The organism is Bradyrhizobium sp. USDA 4532 (assembly GCF_024171315.1).
Lineage (GTDB): Bacteria > Pseudomonadota > Alphaproteobacteria > Rhizobiales > Xanthobacteraceae > Bradyrhizobium > Bradyrhizobium australafricanum.
This window is the reverse complement of the sequence record NZ_JALJZN010000001.1, coordinates 6,832,490-6,847,807: the sequence shown is the minus strand read 5'-3', so window position 1 is coordinate 6,847,807 and position 15,318 is coordinate 6,832,490. Positions and strand designations below refer to the sequence as shown.

The following is a 15,318-nucleotide window of genomic DNA, read 5'->3' as shown; positions in this document are numbered from 1 at the left end:
TGATTCCTGCCCTAGACCACAGAGCTATAGGGCTTGCGGCCTGACTTCAACGCGTCTTCAAGCAATTCGATCCGGTCCTGGCCCCAGAACACCTCGCCATCGAGCACATATCCGGGCGAGCCGAACACGTCGGCGTCCAATGCATTCTGGCGATTCTGCTCATAGGCCGCGCTGATCGCTTCAGTGCTCGAGCGCTCGACCAGCTGCCGGCCGGGCAAACCGGCATCGTCGGCGAGCTTCACCAGCGTCGCAGGATCAGCAAGATTAAGCTGCTGCTCCCACACCGCGGGATAGGCCCGTTGCAAGAACGGCTCGGGGTCGAGGCCGGCCTCGAGCATCGCGATCACCACGCCATCGGCAAGGCGCCCGTTGAACGGCCAGTTGGCCGGCTGCAAATGAAAATTCAGTCCGCGCTTGTCGCGCCAGCGCTGCAACTCGATCATCCGATAGCGCTGCCGCACCGGATGGCGCTTGGCGAGCGGCAGTCCGCCGGTCTCGGAGAACAGATCGACCAGCAGCACAGGCTGGTAATTTACCTTGAGATCGTAAGTGCTTACGAGTCGAACGAAGGGCTTGTGGCCGATATAGGCCCAGGGGGATTGCAGCGAGAAGTAGTAATCGATCTGGCGCGACATGCGGAACCTGACTGCGTGAGAGGACGGGACTTTCGGCGATCCCAGCAGAGCGGGAATAGCCACGCAATATCGCTCAATGCCACGCAAGCTGTTGCACTGCGATCACTGCGTCACTCTGACCTTGAATATCTCCAAATAAAACCAGCAGAATCAAAGCAATAACTGGTTACGACGCAATCTTGACTTGATTAGACGCGGTAAGTATGGTCCGCGCGGCTTTTGACGGGGACGGGCGCAATTTCCATCATCCGCGGCATCGGTTAGTGTTTCCAGCATGGCTGAGAACACCAACGACGGCGCAAATGGAAGTCGCGATCAATCGCCTCCTGACGAAGCTGCGCTTTCCGCAAGGCTCGGAAGTCTCGATCATCGGTTGTCAGAAATTCGCGACAGCCGCAGGAGCAAGACTGATCAATCCGGTAATGAAAGCGGGGACAGTGCGGCCAGAGCTTCGGCTATGGCGCTCGGTTTTCGTCTTTCCTCGGAGCTGATCGCGGGCGTTGCCGTCGGAGCGGCGATTGGCTGGGGGTTCGACCGTTTGCTGTCGACGTCGCCATTCGGCTTCATCGTGTTAACGCTGCTCGGCTTCGTCGCCGGGGTGGTCAACGTGGTGAGGTCCGCGGGCGTGGCCTCGGGCAAGCGCTGAGCGCTGGCGGGAAGTCACGACATTTGAAATTCGATTACCGGCACGATAGCCGGTGGACCAAGAGCCGCGCGGATGAAAATCGACCCGATCCACCAGTTCAATATCGAGCCCCTCTTCACGCTCGGCCACATCGGCAATCACACGATCGCCTTCACCAATTCCTCGCTCTTCATGCTCATCGCGGTGCTGCTGATTGCGCTGCTGATGCTGGCGAGCGGCCGGGAACTGGTTCCGGGACGGCTGCAGTCGGTCGCCGAGATCTCCTACGAGTTCGTCGCCACCACGATTCGCAGCACGGCTGGCGCGGAAGGCATGAAGTTCTTCCCGCTGATCTTCTCGCTCTTCATGTTCCTCTGCGTCTCGAACCTGGTCGGCGTCATCCCCTACACCTTCACGATCGCGAGCCACCTGATCGTCACCGCGGCGCTCGCGCTTTTGGTGTTCTTCACCGTCCTGATCTACGGCGTCTACAAGAACGGCCTGAAATTCTTCAGCATCTTCGTCCCCCACGGCGTTCCGATCTACATCCTGCCGCTGGTCATGTTCATCGAGATCCTGTCGTTCTTCCTGCGGCCGGTCTCGCACAGCGTTCGTCTGTTCGCCAACATGCTGGCCGGCCACATCGCATTGAAGGTGTTCGCGGGCTTCGTCGCGATGCTCGGCTTCTCGCTGGGCGCGCTCGGCTGGGTCGGCGGCGTGCTGCCGCTGGCGCTCACGATTGCGCTGTATGCCCTCGAACTGCTGGTCGCGTTCCTGCAGGCCTACGTGTTCGCGATCCTGACCTGCATCTACCTCAACGACGCCATTCATCCGGGACACTAAGCGGTCCGGGGAATCTCCACCCACCAATCTGTCTATCTTTCTCAAGGAGCTACATATGGAACCGGCAGCAGCAAAACTTATCGGCGCGGGCATCGCGTGCATCGGCATGGGCGGCGCGGGCGTCGGCGTGGGCATCATCTTCGGCAACTACCTCGCCGCTGCGGTGCGTAACCCGTCGGCCGCTCAGGGCCAGTTCGGCAACCTGATCTTCGGCTTCGCCGTGACCGAAGCGCTCGGCATCTTCTCGCTGCTGATCGCGCTGCTCCTGCTGTTCGTTCCGCTCTGAGCGGCACGCCGGTTCCGCTCTGCGGTAACCCGGTTCCGCTTTGCGGTAACCCCTTCGCGCCGCCCAAGGTTCGTTCCAAGGGCGGCGCGCATGACAGCAACAGGAGAACACCATGGCTGAGAGTCATGGCGAGGCAAAAGGCCAGAAAGCCGGCGCCCACACCGAGACCGACGGCGGACATCACGGCGGAGCCTTTCCGCCGTTCGATTCGTCCAACTTCGCCTCGCAGCTGGTCTCGCTGGCGATTGCATTTGTCGCGCTCTACCTGATCGTGTCGCGTATCGCCCTGCCGCGCGTCGGCGGGACGATCGATGCACGTCAGAACAAGATCGAGGGCGATCTGGCCGAGGCGCAGAAGCTGAAGGACGAGTCCGACGCGGCGCTGAAGGCCTACGAGACCGAGCTGGCGAATGCGCGCGCCAACGCGCAGGCGATCGGCAACGAGACCCGCGAAAAGCTGAACGCGGCCTCGGAAGCCGAGCGCAAGGCGCTGGAAGAGAAGCTGGCGGCAAAGCTCGCCGACGCCGAGAAGCAGATCGCAACGACGAGGACCAACGCCATGAGCAACGTCCGCGGCATCGCGGCGGATGCGGCCGGCGCCATCGTCCAGCAACTTGCCGGCGTCACGCCGGACGCCAATGCGGTCAACAGCGCCGTCGACGCGTCGCTGAAGGGATAGACGATGTTTTACGAACCGGAAACCTGGGTTGCGATCGCCTTCGTCCTTCTGCTGGTCGTGTTCGGCTATCTCGGCGTTCATCGCACCCTGCTGACGGCGCTCGACCACCGCGCCGAGCGCATCAAGGCCGAGCTGGAAGACGCCCGCCGTCTGAAGGACGAGGCCAACAAGCTGCTCGGCGAGTACAAGGCGCGCCGCGCCAGCGCGGAGCGCGAGGCCGAGGAGATCATCTCCAACGCCAAGGTCGAAGCCGAACGGATCGCGGCCGAAGCCAAGACCAAGATGGAAGATTTTGTCGCGCGGCGGACCAAGACCGCCGAGAGCAAGATCGCCCAGGCCGAGGCCCAGGCCGTGGCCGATGTCCGCGCCGCCGCGGCCAACGCCGCGGTGACGGCCGCCTCGACCATCCTGTCGCAGTCGGTCAAGGGCTCGGTTGCCGACGACCTCGTCGGCAAGGGCATCGCCGAAGTCCGCTCCAAGCTGAACTGACGCTATCTGAACTCCTTAAAAAAGGCCGGCGCGAGCTCATCGCGCCGGCCTTTTGTTTTGTCCAAATTCGTCCGTTTGACGCGTTTTCGTCACGCGAACCGGCGTCCACTTCGCTCGAAAACGCGCTGTTACTTCTTCTTGTGCGGCGCGCGGGCCTTGGGCTCCGGCTTCAGGGCCTGCGGGTCGAAGCCGATATAGAAGATGTAATTGTCGTTGTCGGCCGGAGACGGCGCCGGATAGACGACGTCCTCGGCGACCAGGCTGAACGGCACGCTGCCGCTTTCGTCCATCTGCACCGTGGTGGTGTAGGCCTTGGTCATGATGGTCTTCTCGCCGACGCCGCCCTGCACCACGGCAACGCGCAGCGGCACCTGAATGCTCGGTGGCGCGCCCTGGGGACCGACAATGATCCGCCCCTGAATACCGATCTTGGCCGTGATCTGGCCGCTGTTCAGATTGCATTGCCGCGCCGTGCGCGTGATCGAGGCCAGGAACTTGACGTCGTTGCCGACCGCTTCCTTGCCGTTCGCGGCCACCGAATAGGTCGAGGCTCCGGAGCGGATCTGCACCGGCGGGCAGGTCAGTTCGGCGTCGGCATCGTTGAGCTGCTGCGGCGCTGCGGGCGTCGCCGGCTTGTCCTGGTCGGACGAGCCGCCGCCGAACAGGCTCTTGAAGCGGTCGCTCAGCGACTGCGCAAGAGCTGCCGAAGGCAACAAAGTGGCACCGAGACCGATCGATACCGCCGCTGCGAGCGCGAACCTGATCACCCTTTCACCCATCAATGTCCTCAAATTTCCCAACCGGGTTCCCTGTTTCGCGGCCGTTATAGCAAGGCAATGGCGGCGAACCCAAGGCATCGAAGGCGGCACCGCCATCCGTAAAAAGGCTTACGGATCAGCCGCGGAAATCCTCGTGCAGCAGGCCGAACAGCAGGTGGTCCTGCCAGATCCCGTTGATGCAGAGATAGCGCCGCGCCAGACCCTCGCGGGTGAAGCCGCACTTCTCCAGCACGCGGATCGACGAGGCATTGGAGGGAATGCAGGCCGCCTCGATGCGGTGCAGATTGAGCTCGCCGAACAGCGAGGGCAGCAGCACCCGCAGCGCCGTCGTCATGTAGCCGCGATGGGCATGCGGCAGCCCGACCCAGTAGCCGATCGTGCCGGCCTGCACGATGCCGCGCCGGACGTTGGCGAGCGTGATGCCGCCGATCATCACCCCGTCCGATTCGCGGAAGATGATGAACGGATAGGAGCGGTCGGCGGCGATGTCCTCGGTGTAGCGGCGCAGCCTGCGGCGGAAGCCGGCGCGGGTCAGGTCGTCGGAGGGCCAGATCGGTTCCCATGGCGTGAGATAGGCGCGGCTGAATTCGCGCAATTGCGCCCATTGCGGGAAATCCGACATCTGCGGCGCGCGCAGCAAGAGCCCGTGACCGCGCGGCATCAGTGCAGCGGGTCCATTGGACGGCAAACGAAACAGGGCCATGGCCCAACACTCCCCGCCACTTCTCCCTCGCCCCGCCCTTGCGGGGAGAGGGTCGGGGTGAGGGGTCTTACCGCAGATTCGGTCTTGCGGCTCTACCCTCACCCGAAGCCTTCGGCCATAGCTGAGGTTCCGCCTCGGCGTATGTCCGTCAACGGCCGCCGGTAGGCGGCCTATGCTCTCCCCGCAAGCGCGGGGCGAGGTAAGCAGAATACTCAATGCAACAGCGTCTTTGCCTTCGAATTCGTCAATCCTTCCGCAAAAGCCACCGCCGTGTCCAGACCCCTGCCGCTGCCGAGCGCGACAACGGCGGGCCGGCTGCGCGCCAGCAGGGCACGGGCGGCGTTGCGGCTCGATTCGACGCTGACCGCGTCGATCCGGGCCACCAGTTCTTCCACCGTCTGCGGCCGGCCATAGGCTAGCACATGGCGTGCCAATTGTTCGGCCCGCGATGAACAGCTTTCCAGCGCCATCAACAGGCCGGCCTTCATCTGCGCCTTGGCGCGGGCGACCTCGGCCTCGGTCAGGGTTTCGACCGCGTCGTTGATGACGTCGACGATGACTTCCATCATTTCCGGCGCATCGGCCGGATCGGTCCCGGTGTAGAGGCCGAAGAAGCCGGTGTCAGTGTAGGGCGCGTGGAAGGTATAGATCGAGTAGCACAGCCCGCGCTTTTCGCGCACCTCCTGGAACAGCCGCGACGACATCCCGCCGCCGAGCGTGTTGGTGAAGACCTGCAGCGAGAACAGCGACGGGTCGGTCTGCGGCACGCCTTCGAGCGCCAGCGTCAGATGCGCCTGCTCGAGATCGCGATGCACCACCCGCGAGCCGCCTTTGCCGAACATCGCGACCTGCGGCTTCGGCGCCGGGGTGGCGTCGAAGCTCGCAAACTTCTGCGTGACGTCCTCGACGATCCGCGCGTGATCGACCGCGCCGGCGGCCGCGACCACCATGTCGGGGGCGCGGTAATGCGTCGAGAGATAGCCGCGCAGCATGTCGCGATCGAAGACCTTCAGCGTCTTGGCGGTGCCGAGCAGCGAGCGCCCCATCGGCTGCTCCGGATAGCAGAGCTCGTTGAGATGCTCGAACACGACGTCGTCGGGCGTATCCTGCGCCGCGCCGATCTCCTGCACGATGACGCTCTTCTCGCGCTCCAGCTCGTCCGGCACGAAGGACGGGTTGGCGAGGATGTCGGAGAGCACGTCGAGCGCCAGCGGCACGTCGGCCTTCATCACCCGCGCATAATAGGCCGTGGTCTCGGTCGAGGTCCCCGCATTGAGGTCGCCGCCGACCGCCTCGATCTCCTCGACGATCTCGCGCGAGGAGCGCCGCGCCGTGCCCTTGAATGCCATGTGCTCGAGCAGATGCGAGATGCCGTGCTCGTTCGGCTTCTCGTCACGCCCGCCGACGCCGGCCCAGACCCCGAGCGCCGCGGTTTCCAGATGCGGCATGGTGTCGGTGACGATTGTCAGCCCGCTCGGCAGCTTGGTGATTTCAACGCCCATCAGGCAACTCCCTGCTTGGCAGCACGGCTGACCGACAGCACGAAGCGCTCGACCTCGGCAGAATCATTCTTCATGACCGTGATGTGTTCGGATTTGCTCATCAGGCCTCCGAGCCAGACCGGCAGCTGCGGACGCACCCCGCAGGCGGCTTCCACCGCGTCGGGGAATTTGGCCGCGTGCGCGGTCGACAGCACGATGTTCGGGATCCTGGAATCCGAGGTGTCGCGGTCGGCGACCGCGAGCGCCACCGCGGTGTGGGGATCGACCAGATCGCCCGCCTCGCGCCAGGCGGCGCGGATCGCGGCCGCCGTCTCGGTCTCGTCGGCACGGCCGGCGTCGAAATCACGGCGCACGGCGGCCAGCGTCGCATCCGGCAGCACGAAGCGGCCGGACTGCTTCAGCGAGGCCATCAGGCGACGGACCTGATCGGCGTCGCGGCCGCTTGCCTCGAACAGCAGCCGCTCGAAGTTCGACGACACCTGGATGTCCATCGACGGCGACGTCGTGGCGTGCACCTCGCGCACCTCGTAGATGCCGGTCTTCAGCGTGCGCGCCAGGATGTCGTTGACGTTGGCGGCGATGCGCAAGTTCCGGATCGGCAGCCCCATCCGCTTGGCGACATAGCCCGCGAAGATGTCGCCGAAATTGCCGGTCGGCACCGTGAAATCGACGGTGCGCTGCGGCGAGCCGAGCGCGACCGCCGAGGTGAAGTAATAGACCACTTGCGCGACGATGCGCGCCCAGTTGATCGAGTTGACGCCCGACAGCGCCACCTGGTCGCGGAAGCGATGGTTGTTGAACATCGCCTTCACCAGCGCCTGGCAATCGTCGAAGGTGCCTTCGATCGCGAGCGCGTGGACGTTGGCGGCGCCGGTCGTCGTCATCATGCGGCGCTGCACCTCGGAGATGCGGCCGTTCGGGAACAGCACGACGAGGTCGACATTGTCGAGATTGGCAAAAGCCTCGACCGCGGCGCCACCGGTATCGCCCGAGGTCGCGACCACGATGGTGGTGCGCTGTGCGCGCTTGGCCAGCACGTGATCCATCAGCCGCGAGATCAGCTGCATCGCGACGTCCTTGAACGCCAGCGTCGGTCCATGGAACAGCTCGAGCAGGAACTGGTTCGGCCCGGCCTGGGCGAGCGGCACCACCGCGGGATGGCGGAAGGTGGCATAGGCCTCGTTGGCCATGCGGCCGAGCTCGGCGTCGGAAATCTCGCCGGCGACAAACGGACGGATGATCTCGACCGCGACCTCCCAATAGGGACGGCCGAAGAAGGTGGCGATGGTCTCGGGCGACAGTTGCGGCCAGGTCTCGGGCACGTAGAGCCCGCCGTCACGGGCAAGCCCGGTCAGCATCACATCGCAGAAGCCGAGCACCGGGGCCTCACCCCTGGTCGAAATATACCGCGTCAAACCGCCCTCCAAAGGCTTCGATCCGAGCCTTAAGCCTTTGATATCATGGAATTATCGAGTTCGCTCCATGCGACCCGAACGGTTCACCATAGAAGATCGGACCAGCAATGGGTAGCCCGAAGCGCGCGCCTCGGGGTCGCGGGCGAGTGCGTGGCGTTGCTGAGGGAGATTGGCGGGCGCGCCGCAAACACAACCGTCGTCCCCGCGAAAGCACGCGAAAGCAGGGACGACAGCAAATGTGTGGTGCCGCTTGTGAGTCATAATCATGCGTTCTCGCGACATCCGCGCGCGAGGGGTACACGCCAATCAGCGCGGGTCGCGCCATCCACTAACCGCTCGGCGGCGCCAGCGGCTGCACGATCTCCTGGAACGGCGGCAGCGCCTCGCAGCACGTGGCGTGGGCCTCGAGCGCCGGATAGCGCGCGTCGAACAGATGCGGATGCGCCTCGCCGGTGAAGCGCAGCGCGCAGGCCACCGCGACGTCGGCATGACCGATGCGATTGCCCAGCCAGTACGGCGTCGGCACCGCCGCGCGCTCCTGCTCCAGCACCGCGAGCACGCCCGCGATCTGCGCCTCGCAGCGCTCGACCCAGAGCTTCAACTGCTCCTTGCGCAACACGCGCTCATAGACAAGGCTCACCGCCTTGTCGGCAAGCCCGGTCGCCAGCGCCGTGATGCGCAGATGCTTGCGCCGCTCGGCGCCTGAGCGCGCGATCATCGCCTTGTCCGGCCCGACCAGTTCGTCGAGATAATCCAGGATCGCACTACTCTCGATCAGCGCCTCGCCGTCATCGAGCACCAGCGTCGGCACCCGCCGCACCGGATTGTAGGCCGCAACCTTCTCCGCATCGCCGAAGGTCGACCACGGCTTATGCTCGAACGGCAACCCATAGAGCCGCAGCGCGATCGCGGTCCGACGGACAAAGGGCGAGTCGTACTGGCCGATCAAAAACATCTGTCATCTCGTCGGTCATGCCGCAGCAAGCCGCCTCGAAAACAGAGATTTCGAAGTGTGCGAATGCCGGGGACAAAGGTTGCACTTTGCACCATCGTAGATGGGCCGCGCCGCATTGCAACCGGATCCTGATCCGGTCCGTTAGGCGAGCTACCCAATCACCGGCACGTGCCTCGCCGCATCGCGCGGCAATTTGCCGTCGAGCCTCGGATCATCCGCCACCTCGATCTGCCGCAGGAACGGACGGAAGCCGGAGCGCTGGTAGAATGCGACGGCCGAGGGATGGTCGAAGGTGCAGGTGTGCACCCAGACGCGGCTGACGTCGCGTGACCAGGCAATCTCGAGCGCGCGGTTCATCAGGAAGCGCGCGGCGCCGGTGCCGATGAATTTTGCGGTGACGCCGAAATAGAGCAGCTGGCATTCGCCGGCCACGCTGAAATCGAGTTCGAGCAGGCCCTCATCCTGGCCGTCGACGGCCAGCCCGTAGAGCTCGTTGCCGGGGCCGTGGATCCTCGAGGCGAGATCGGAATCATCGAGCCCGGTGCGGGTGAACCACAGCCACTCCTCGCCGACCCGGCGATAGATATCGCGATACCAGTCGAGCGCTGGCCGATCGACCTTGCGCAGGCGCCACGCGCCGGGCGGATCGTCGCGCAGCGGCGGAAGCGCGGTCATTTCCAGATGGGTGACGACGGCAGCGATCTTGCCATGGGGGATGTCGGAGTAACCGTTGGGCAGCAGCATCGCGACCTCTGTTTGCAGGCTGTCGGCGGGACATAACCGCACGTCGCCGCGGATGCAATGCAACGCTGCGCGCAATGCCTGGTCAGGAGAAGCAGACGAGGTAATAAGCGCATCCACCGCTGCTCATTCGAGCGGCCAGGTCCAACGAGCGGGATAAACCAGTTTGAACGCGCTTTGAGGGAGGGCTCCCCAGGCCCTCCCGTACCCGGTTAGTTGCCGACCCATACGTTGCCGTTGGCGTCGAAATCGTTCTTCGGGTTGTAGCCGGACTCGCGAAGACTCCGTATGCGCATCGCGCGGTCGCTGACATCGCCATTGAGACTGGCGTTGGCATTGAGCACGGCAGGACTCAGTGCGGTACCCATCACGAGACGCTGGTGGGTCCGGTGTTGTGCCGTGCGTGCATCGGCGAGTGCCGCCGTGGACAGACAAACAACTGCGATCGAAACAAGAATAGTTTTCGTCATGGTCAGCTCCTGTGAAGTAACCAGCTGAGCTTTCAATCGCTTCCAGAAAATGCGTGCTCGCGCCGGATGTGAGAACCGTCACAGGCCGGCGGCGATCACGATCGGTCAGACTAACAGGCAGAAGCCAACGCTTCTTGGACGCCCGCGCACAGTGTTGCGGGAAGTCCGTGCGCAAATCGCAAACGTCAACTTGTAGTGATCCAGATGCGCCGCCGCGTTGATGGCACGAAGTGAATAGTGGCTGGCCGCCGCAGTCCGCGTCGGCATTCGCATGGATGAATCCAGGGTCGCGCTTCCGCTTTCAGGAGAAGCAGGAAAAGTGAGCGCGGTGCTCGCCACACGTTTGACGTCGTCCCGGCGAAGGCCGGGACCCATTACCACAGGACTACGTTGTTGAACGACGCTGCTGCGGCCCCAACATCGCAGGACAATTGGCATTCGTGGTTATGGGTCCCGGCCTTCGCCGGGACGACGGCGGAGTTTGTGGCGCAGCCGATGAGACGCACTCGCCTCCGCACCTCGGCGTCAGCGTGATCGCGTCCGCGGTTGCGGCTACGGCAGTGCCGAACACTCGGGTGTCGTCCCGGCGAAGGCCGGGACCCATTGCCACAGGGTTGAGTTGATAAGGCACGCTGCGGCCCCAACATCGCAAGACAATCGGCATTTGTGGTTATGGGTCCCGGGTCGCGCGGAGCTTGCCCGGGACGACAGTGGAGTTTTGGGTGACCGCCCCCTCACCTCGGCGTCAGCGTGATCGCTTCCGCGGTTGCGGCTTCCACCGCCGGCCGGCTGTAGAGCAGCGGCACATACTGGCCCGTCGCCCATAGCGGCGCGAGGTCGCGGTAGTGGCCGCTGAAGGGATCGCCGGATTGGCCCGGCGTGTTGACGGCGCGGCTCGCATCCCAATTGCCGACATCGAGCACCATGCGGAATGAAGCGCCGGAGATCAGATGATAGTCGGAGCGGCGATAGGTGGCGGCGCGCGGCACGTTGGCGGCGCCGCCAAAGGCGAGCGGGCCGACCTGCATCTGCGCCGCGGTCGCCTTGTCGGCGAGCGGCATCAGCGCGTGATTGAATTGCGCAACATGCAGCCGGCCCCAGCGCCAGGTCGACGCATCGGGACCTAGCTTGTCGGCAACATCGGCGACCGCCTCGCCGAGGCTGTCGCGCAGCAAGCGGTCGCGCTCGGCTGATGGATCGCTGCCGAGCGCCACGTCCGGCTTTTCGAGATAGCCGACAATGGCGGAGATGCTGGAGGCCTCCGGCGCAATCAGCTCGGCTGCCTTCGGCGCGGTGGTCTTGAGCAGCACCGGCCCGAGATGGTTTGCGATCCACACCTCATAGACCGCGGCGGCCGCGCTATCGGCCGCATCACGCGCATCCCACGCCTTGAGCAGATCGAGGCCCTTCCCGACGTTCGCATCATCCGACGTGAGCGGCTTCAGCAGCGCGACGAGGCGCCGCGCGAGCATGCCGGTGTCGTCGTTCTGCAGCGCCATCGCGTCCGCCAGCGTCACCTTGCTGTTGGCCTGCAGCACCTCGGTGATGCGCTGCCAGCGCGCGCTGTCGGCCCATTCGAATCCGACCCTGCGCTCACCCACCGGATAATCCGCCGGCAGGTTCATCTGGTTGGCGGTGGCGATAAAGCCCTGCTTCGGCTGATACAGCTTCGGCAACTCGTCGAGCGACAGAAAGCCCTGCCACTCATAGCGGCCGTCGCCGGGCACCGGCATCAGGCCGTCGAAACTGGCGCGGCGCGGCGTCTTGCCGGCGGCGACCCAGCCGATATTGCCTGACGTGTCGGCATAGACCTGGTTCTCCGACGGCGCGCCCCAGCGCCGCATCGCGCCGAGGAAGCCGTTCCAATTCTTCGCCGTCATGTAGTCGGACGAGCCGAAATAGGCCGAGGTGCCCGGCTCGAACCAGATCGAGCGCACGGCGAACGCATGCTTGTTGTCGGCGTCGACGAAGATCACCGGGCCGTGGCGGGTGAACTTCAGCTCGAGATCGCGGTCGGCCTCGCCCTTCACCGCTTCCTTCTCATGCACGATCCGCATGTCCTCCCAGCCGCTGCCGTAGCGGTACTGGTTCGGATTGTCGGGGTTGAGCTCGTAGACGTAGAGGTCTTCCTGATCGACGTTGAAGATGGTCAGCCCGAACGCGATGGTGTCGTTGTGGCCGATCGAGATGCCCGGCAGCGCCGGCTCGCCGGCGCCGATCACGGAGATGCCGGGCGCGTTGAGGCCGACGATGTAGCGCAGCGACGGCACCGAGTGCTCGCGATGCGGATCGTTGGCGAGGATCGGACGTCCGGTCGCGGTGCGCGATGCCGCGATCACCCAGTTGTTGGAGCCGATGGTGTCGCGCTGCTGGTCGGCCTCGGCGAGGTAGGTGTCGGGATCATGCGCCAGCGCCGCCTTCTGGTCCTTCGGCGCGGCGAACTTCACCGGCCGCGTGGCAAGATCGTAGGCGGCGAGCACCGCCTTCGGCACGCTGCAGGGATCGAGCCCATCGGGGATCCTGGTGGTCCAGGTGGGCTCCAGCTTGACGCGGAAACGATCGGCATCGAGGCCGGCAGCGCAGGCGACCCGCGAGCGCTTCACCTCGGAGGCGACGTTGCGGGTCAGGCCATGGCTGCGGACGCGCACGACATCCTCTGCCGACCACAAATCCGGCATCGTGCCTGCGATCCTGAACTCGATCGGTAGCGCGCGCTTGCCCGCCTGGACGTCGGCGACATAGGCGTTGACGCCGGCGACGAACGCCTCCGCATAGGATTTCGCCTTCGGGCCATAGGCGGCCCATTCCGCATTCATGTCGCCGCGATAGAGGAACAGACGCAGCGCCTTGTCCTGCTCGGCATAGGCAGGGCCGAAATCCTTCGCCAAGAGGCCGAGCCCGCGCTTGCGCCAGAGATCGATCTGCCAGAGCCGATCGCGCGCGGCGTTGAAGCCTTGCAGGAAGAACAGGTCGTGCTCGTTGCCGGCATAGATGTGCGGGATGCCCCAGACATCGACCAGGATCTGCCCCGGCGCCTTCAGCCCGGCGACGTCGGTCTTGACCTCGCGCGCCGCGACGAGCGGGCTCGGCTTCTCGCGCGCGGTGGCGGGTGCAACAAGTATTGCGGCGCAGAGTGCGGCAGTGAGTAGCTTGGCGACGCGGTTGAGATCCGTGTTCATGTTGTTCTCCGATGGTTGTTATTGATTATTGCGCACACTTGGCGAGATTGAGCGGCAGCCGTAGCGTCGCCGCTTGCTTGGTGTGGAAAGAGACCCCACCCGTAGCGCATCTGATGATGCACTACGACCTAAGAGCGAGCTTCGCTCGTCTTGACCCCGCTAGCGGGAGAGGTGCAGCGAGCTTGCCGCAGCATCAGTTCATCATTCCCCCTCGTCGCTCGCCAGCACGCCCTTCACGGCGCGGGCCCAGCCGGCGAGCTTGCGCTCGCGCGTCGCCTGGCTCATCGCCGGCCGGAAGCGGTGCTCGAGCCGCCAATTGTCGGCGAACTTGGCGGGCTCCGGATAGACGCCGGCATCGAGGCCGGCGAGATAGGCAGCCCCGAGTGCGGTGGTCTCCTGGATCATCGGGCGGTCGACCGGGGCGTTGAGCAGATCGGCGAGCCGCTGCATGGTCCAGTCCGAGGCGGTCATGCCGCCGTCGACGCGCAGCACGGTGTTGGCGGCGTTGGCCTCCGGCCAGTCGGTGCGCATCGCGGCCCACAGATCGAAGGTCTGGTAGCAGACGCTCTCCAGCGTCGCATGCGCGAGCTCGGCCGGGCCGGTGTTGCGGGTGAGCCCGAACAGCGCGCCGCGCACGCGCGGATTCCAGTACGGCGCGCCCATGCCGACGAAGGCGGGCACCAAGTAGACGCTCTGCATGGAGTCCGATTTGTCGGCAAGCGGTCCGGTCTCGGCGGCGTGCTTGATGATGCCGAGCCCGTCGCGCAGCCACTGCACCGCGCTGCCGGCGACGAAGATCGAGCCCTCGAGCGCGTAGGTGCGCTGGCCGCCGAGCTGGTAGGCGATGGTGGTGAGCAGCTTGTTCTTCGAGGCCACCGGCGTGGTGCCGGTGTTGAGCAGCGCGAAGCAGCCGGTGCCGTAGGTCGACTTCATCATGCCGGGCTCGAAGCAGGCTTGGCCGATGGTCGCGGCCTGCTGGTCGCCGGCAATCCCGGAGATCGCGATCGGGCCGCCGAACAAGTCCGCCGTGCTCTCGCCGAACCGGGCGGAGGAATCCTTCACCTCGGGAAGCATCGAGCGCGGTACGCGCAGCAGCCTGATGAGGTCATCGTCCCAGGCGCCGGTATGGATGTTGAACAGCAGCGTGCGCGAGGCGTTGGTGGCGTCGGTGGCGTGGACTCTCCCGCCGGTGAGCCGCCACAGCAGATAGCAGTCGACGGTGCCGAACAAGAGTTCGCCGCGCTCGGCGCGCTCGCGCGCGCCCGGCACGTGATCGAGGATCCAGGCGACTTTGGTGCCGGAGAAATAGGGATCGATGATCAGACCGGTCTTGGCCGAAATCACCGACTCATGGCCCTCGGCCTTGAGTTTTGCGCAGATGTCGGCGGTGCGGCGGTCCTGCCAGACGATGGCGCGGTGCACGGCCTGTCCGGTGGCGCGGTCCCACACCACGGTGGTCTCGCGCTGGTTGGTGATGCCGATCGCGGCGATGTCCTTCGCCTTGAGGCCGGCCTTCTCCAGCGCCTCGCGGCACACCATCACGGTCGAGGTCCAGATGTCCTCCGGCTCGTGCTCGACCCAGCCGGAGGCGGGGAAATGCTGCGGAAACTCCTGCTGCGCGACGGCGGCGATGGAGATGTCGCCGCGAAACACCATGGCGCGCGACGATGTGGTGCCCTGATCGATGGCCAGCACGAAAGACATGAGCGTTTCCCTTAAGGCTTGGGTGCAAGCGCCAAGGGAGCGGATTACCGCGGCGAGGTCAAGATTGGTGGTGAGTGCCGAGATGGTCGAGGCAAGAGTCCGCGAGGGTATCAGTCCCGTCATCCTGAGGTGCGAGCGGAGCGAGCCTCGAAGGATGCACGGCCCCCCAAGTCGGGCCGTCGACCCTTCGAGGGCCGCTGAAGAAGCGGCCACCTCAGGGTGACGGTGATGGAAATGAGCGCACCGCCTCAACCGTCATTGCGAGGAGCGAAGCGATGAAGCAATCCATCCATCAGCGCAAGCGGACGAATGG

General features: G+C 65.0%; 15 protein-coding genes. 5 read left to right on the top strand and 10 right to left on the bottom strand.

Features of this window, described 5'->3' with window-relative positions:
* Nucleotides 1–11: 11 nt before the first annotated feature.
* Nucleotides 12–635: a 2-hydroxychromene-2-carboxylate isomerase gene (locus J2R76_RS31470; protein WP_253625308.1), complete on the bottom strand. Its 624-nt coding sequence runs from the start codon at nucleotides 633–635 to the stop codon at nucleotides 12–14.
* A gap of 274 nt (nucleotides 636–909) precedes the next feature.
* On the opposite strand from J2R76_RS31470, the gene J2R76_RS31465 reads away from it, so the two are divergent.
* From J2R76_RS31465 to J2R76_RS31445, 5 genes are all read left to right on the top strand, one after another.
* On the top strand, nucleotides 910–1,281 hold the full coding sequence (locus tag J2R76_RS31465) for an AtpZ/AtpI family protein (protein WP_028338953.1): 372 nt from the start codon (nucleotides 910–912) through the stop codon (nucleotides 1,279–1,281).
* Between the two features lie 72 nt (nucleotides 1,282–1,353).
* On the top strand, nucleotides 1,354–2,103 hold the full coding sequence (locus J2R76_RS31460) for a F0F1 ATP synthase subunit A (RefSeq protein WP_016847053.1): 750 nt from the start codon (nucleotides 1,354–1,356) through the stop codon (nucleotides 2,101–2,103).
* Between the two features lie 55 nt (nucleotides 2,104–2,158).
* A complete protein-coding gene (locus tag J2R76_RS31455) occupies nucleotides 2,159–2,389 on the top strand; it encodes a F0F1 ATP synthase subunit C (RefSeq protein WP_016847054.1) in 231 nt (76 codons plus the stop codon).
* A gap of 112 nt (nucleotides 2,390–2,501) precedes the next feature.
* A complete protein-coding gene (locus J2R76_RS31450; protein WP_076830944.1) occupies nucleotides 2,502–3,068 on the top strand; it encodes a F0F1 ATP synthase subunit B in 567 nt (188 codons plus the stop codon).
* Between the two features lie 3 nt (nucleotides 3,069–3,071).
* Nucleotides 3,072–3,557, top strand: a complete 486-nt coding sequence (locus J2R76_RS31445; RefSeq protein ID WP_076830947.1) for an ATP F0F1 synthase subunit B — start codon at nucleotides 3,072–3,074, stop codon at nucleotides 3,555–3,557.
* A gap of 128 nt (nucleotides 3,558–3,685) precedes the next feature.
* Here the strand turns inward: J2R76_RS31445 and J2R76_RS31440 are convergent, their stop codons facing one another.
* The 9 genes from J2R76_RS31440 to glpK all read right to left on the bottom strand — a co-directional run bounded on the left by J2R76_RS31440 (nucleotide 3,686) and on the right by glpK (nucleotide 15,005).
* On the bottom strand, nucleotides 3,686–4,336 hold the full coding sequence (locus J2R76_RS31440; protein WP_076830948.1) for a hypothetical protein: 651 nt from the start codon (nucleotides 4,334–4,336) through the stop codon (nucleotides 3,686–3,688).
* Between the two features lie 115 nt (nucleotides 4,337–4,451).
* Nucleotides 4,452–5,039 (bottom strand): GNAT family N-acetyltransferase, encoded by a 588-nt coding sequence (locus tag J2R76_RS31435; RefSeq protein WP_026191927.1) that lies wholly within the window; start codon nucleotides 5,037–5,039, stop codon nucleotides 4,452–4,454.
* 212 nt (nucleotides 5,040–5,251) lie between these two features.
* On the bottom strand, nucleotides 5,252–6,541 hold the full coding sequence (locus tag J2R76_RS31430) for a pitrilysin family protein (protein WP_076830951.1): 1,290 nt from the start codon (nucleotides 6,539–6,541) through the stop codon (nucleotides 5,252–5,254).
* Nucleotides 6,541–7,956 (bottom strand): threonine synthase, encoded by a 1,416-nt coding sequence (gene thrC, locus J2R76_RS31425; protein ID WP_076831073.1) that lies wholly within the window; start codon nucleotides 7,954–7,956, stop codon nucleotides 6,541–6,543. The genes J2R76_RS31430 and thrC overlap by 1 nt, the downstream gene beginning before the upstream one ends.
* A 328-nt stretch (nucleotides 7,957–8,284) precedes the next feature.
* A complete protein-coding gene (locus tag J2R76_RS31420; RefSeq protein ID WP_076830954.1) occupies nucleotides 8,285–8,911 on the bottom strand; it encodes a glutathione S-transferase family protein in 627 nt (208 codons plus the stop codon).
* Nucleotides 8,912–9,061: 150 nt separating this feature from the next.
* Nucleotides 9,062–9,655: an N-acetyltransferase gene (locus J2R76_RS31415; protein ID WP_076830957.1), complete on the bottom strand. Its 594-nt coding sequence runs from the start codon at nucleotides 9,653–9,655 to the stop codon at nucleotides 9,062–9,064.
* Between the two features lie 209 nt (nucleotides 9,656–9,864).
* The gene (locus J2R76_RS31410) at nucleotides 9,865–10,122 is read right to left on the bottom strand and encodes a hypothetical protein (RefSeq protein WP_141339761.1); all 258 of its coding nucleotides are present in this window, start codon (nucleotides 10,120–10,122) and stop codon (nucleotides 9,865–9,867) included.
* A 734-nt stretch (nucleotides 10,123–10,856) separates the two neighbouring features.
* The gene (locus J2R76_RS31405) at nucleotides 10,857–13,301 is read right to left on the bottom strand and encodes a penicillin acylase family protein (RefSeq protein WP_076830960.1); all 2,445 of its coding nucleotides are present in this window, start codon (nucleotides 13,299–13,301) and stop codon (nucleotides 10,857–10,859) included.
* 201 nt (nucleotides 13,302–13,502) lie between these two features.
* On the bottom strand, nucleotides 13,503–15,005 hold the full coding sequence (glpK, locus tag J2R76_RS31400) for a glycerol kinase GlpK (protein ID WP_076830963.1): 1,503 nt from the start codon (nucleotides 15,003–15,005) through the stop codon (nucleotides 13,503–13,505).
* Between the last annotated feature and the right edge of the window lie 313 nt (nucleotides 15,006–15,318).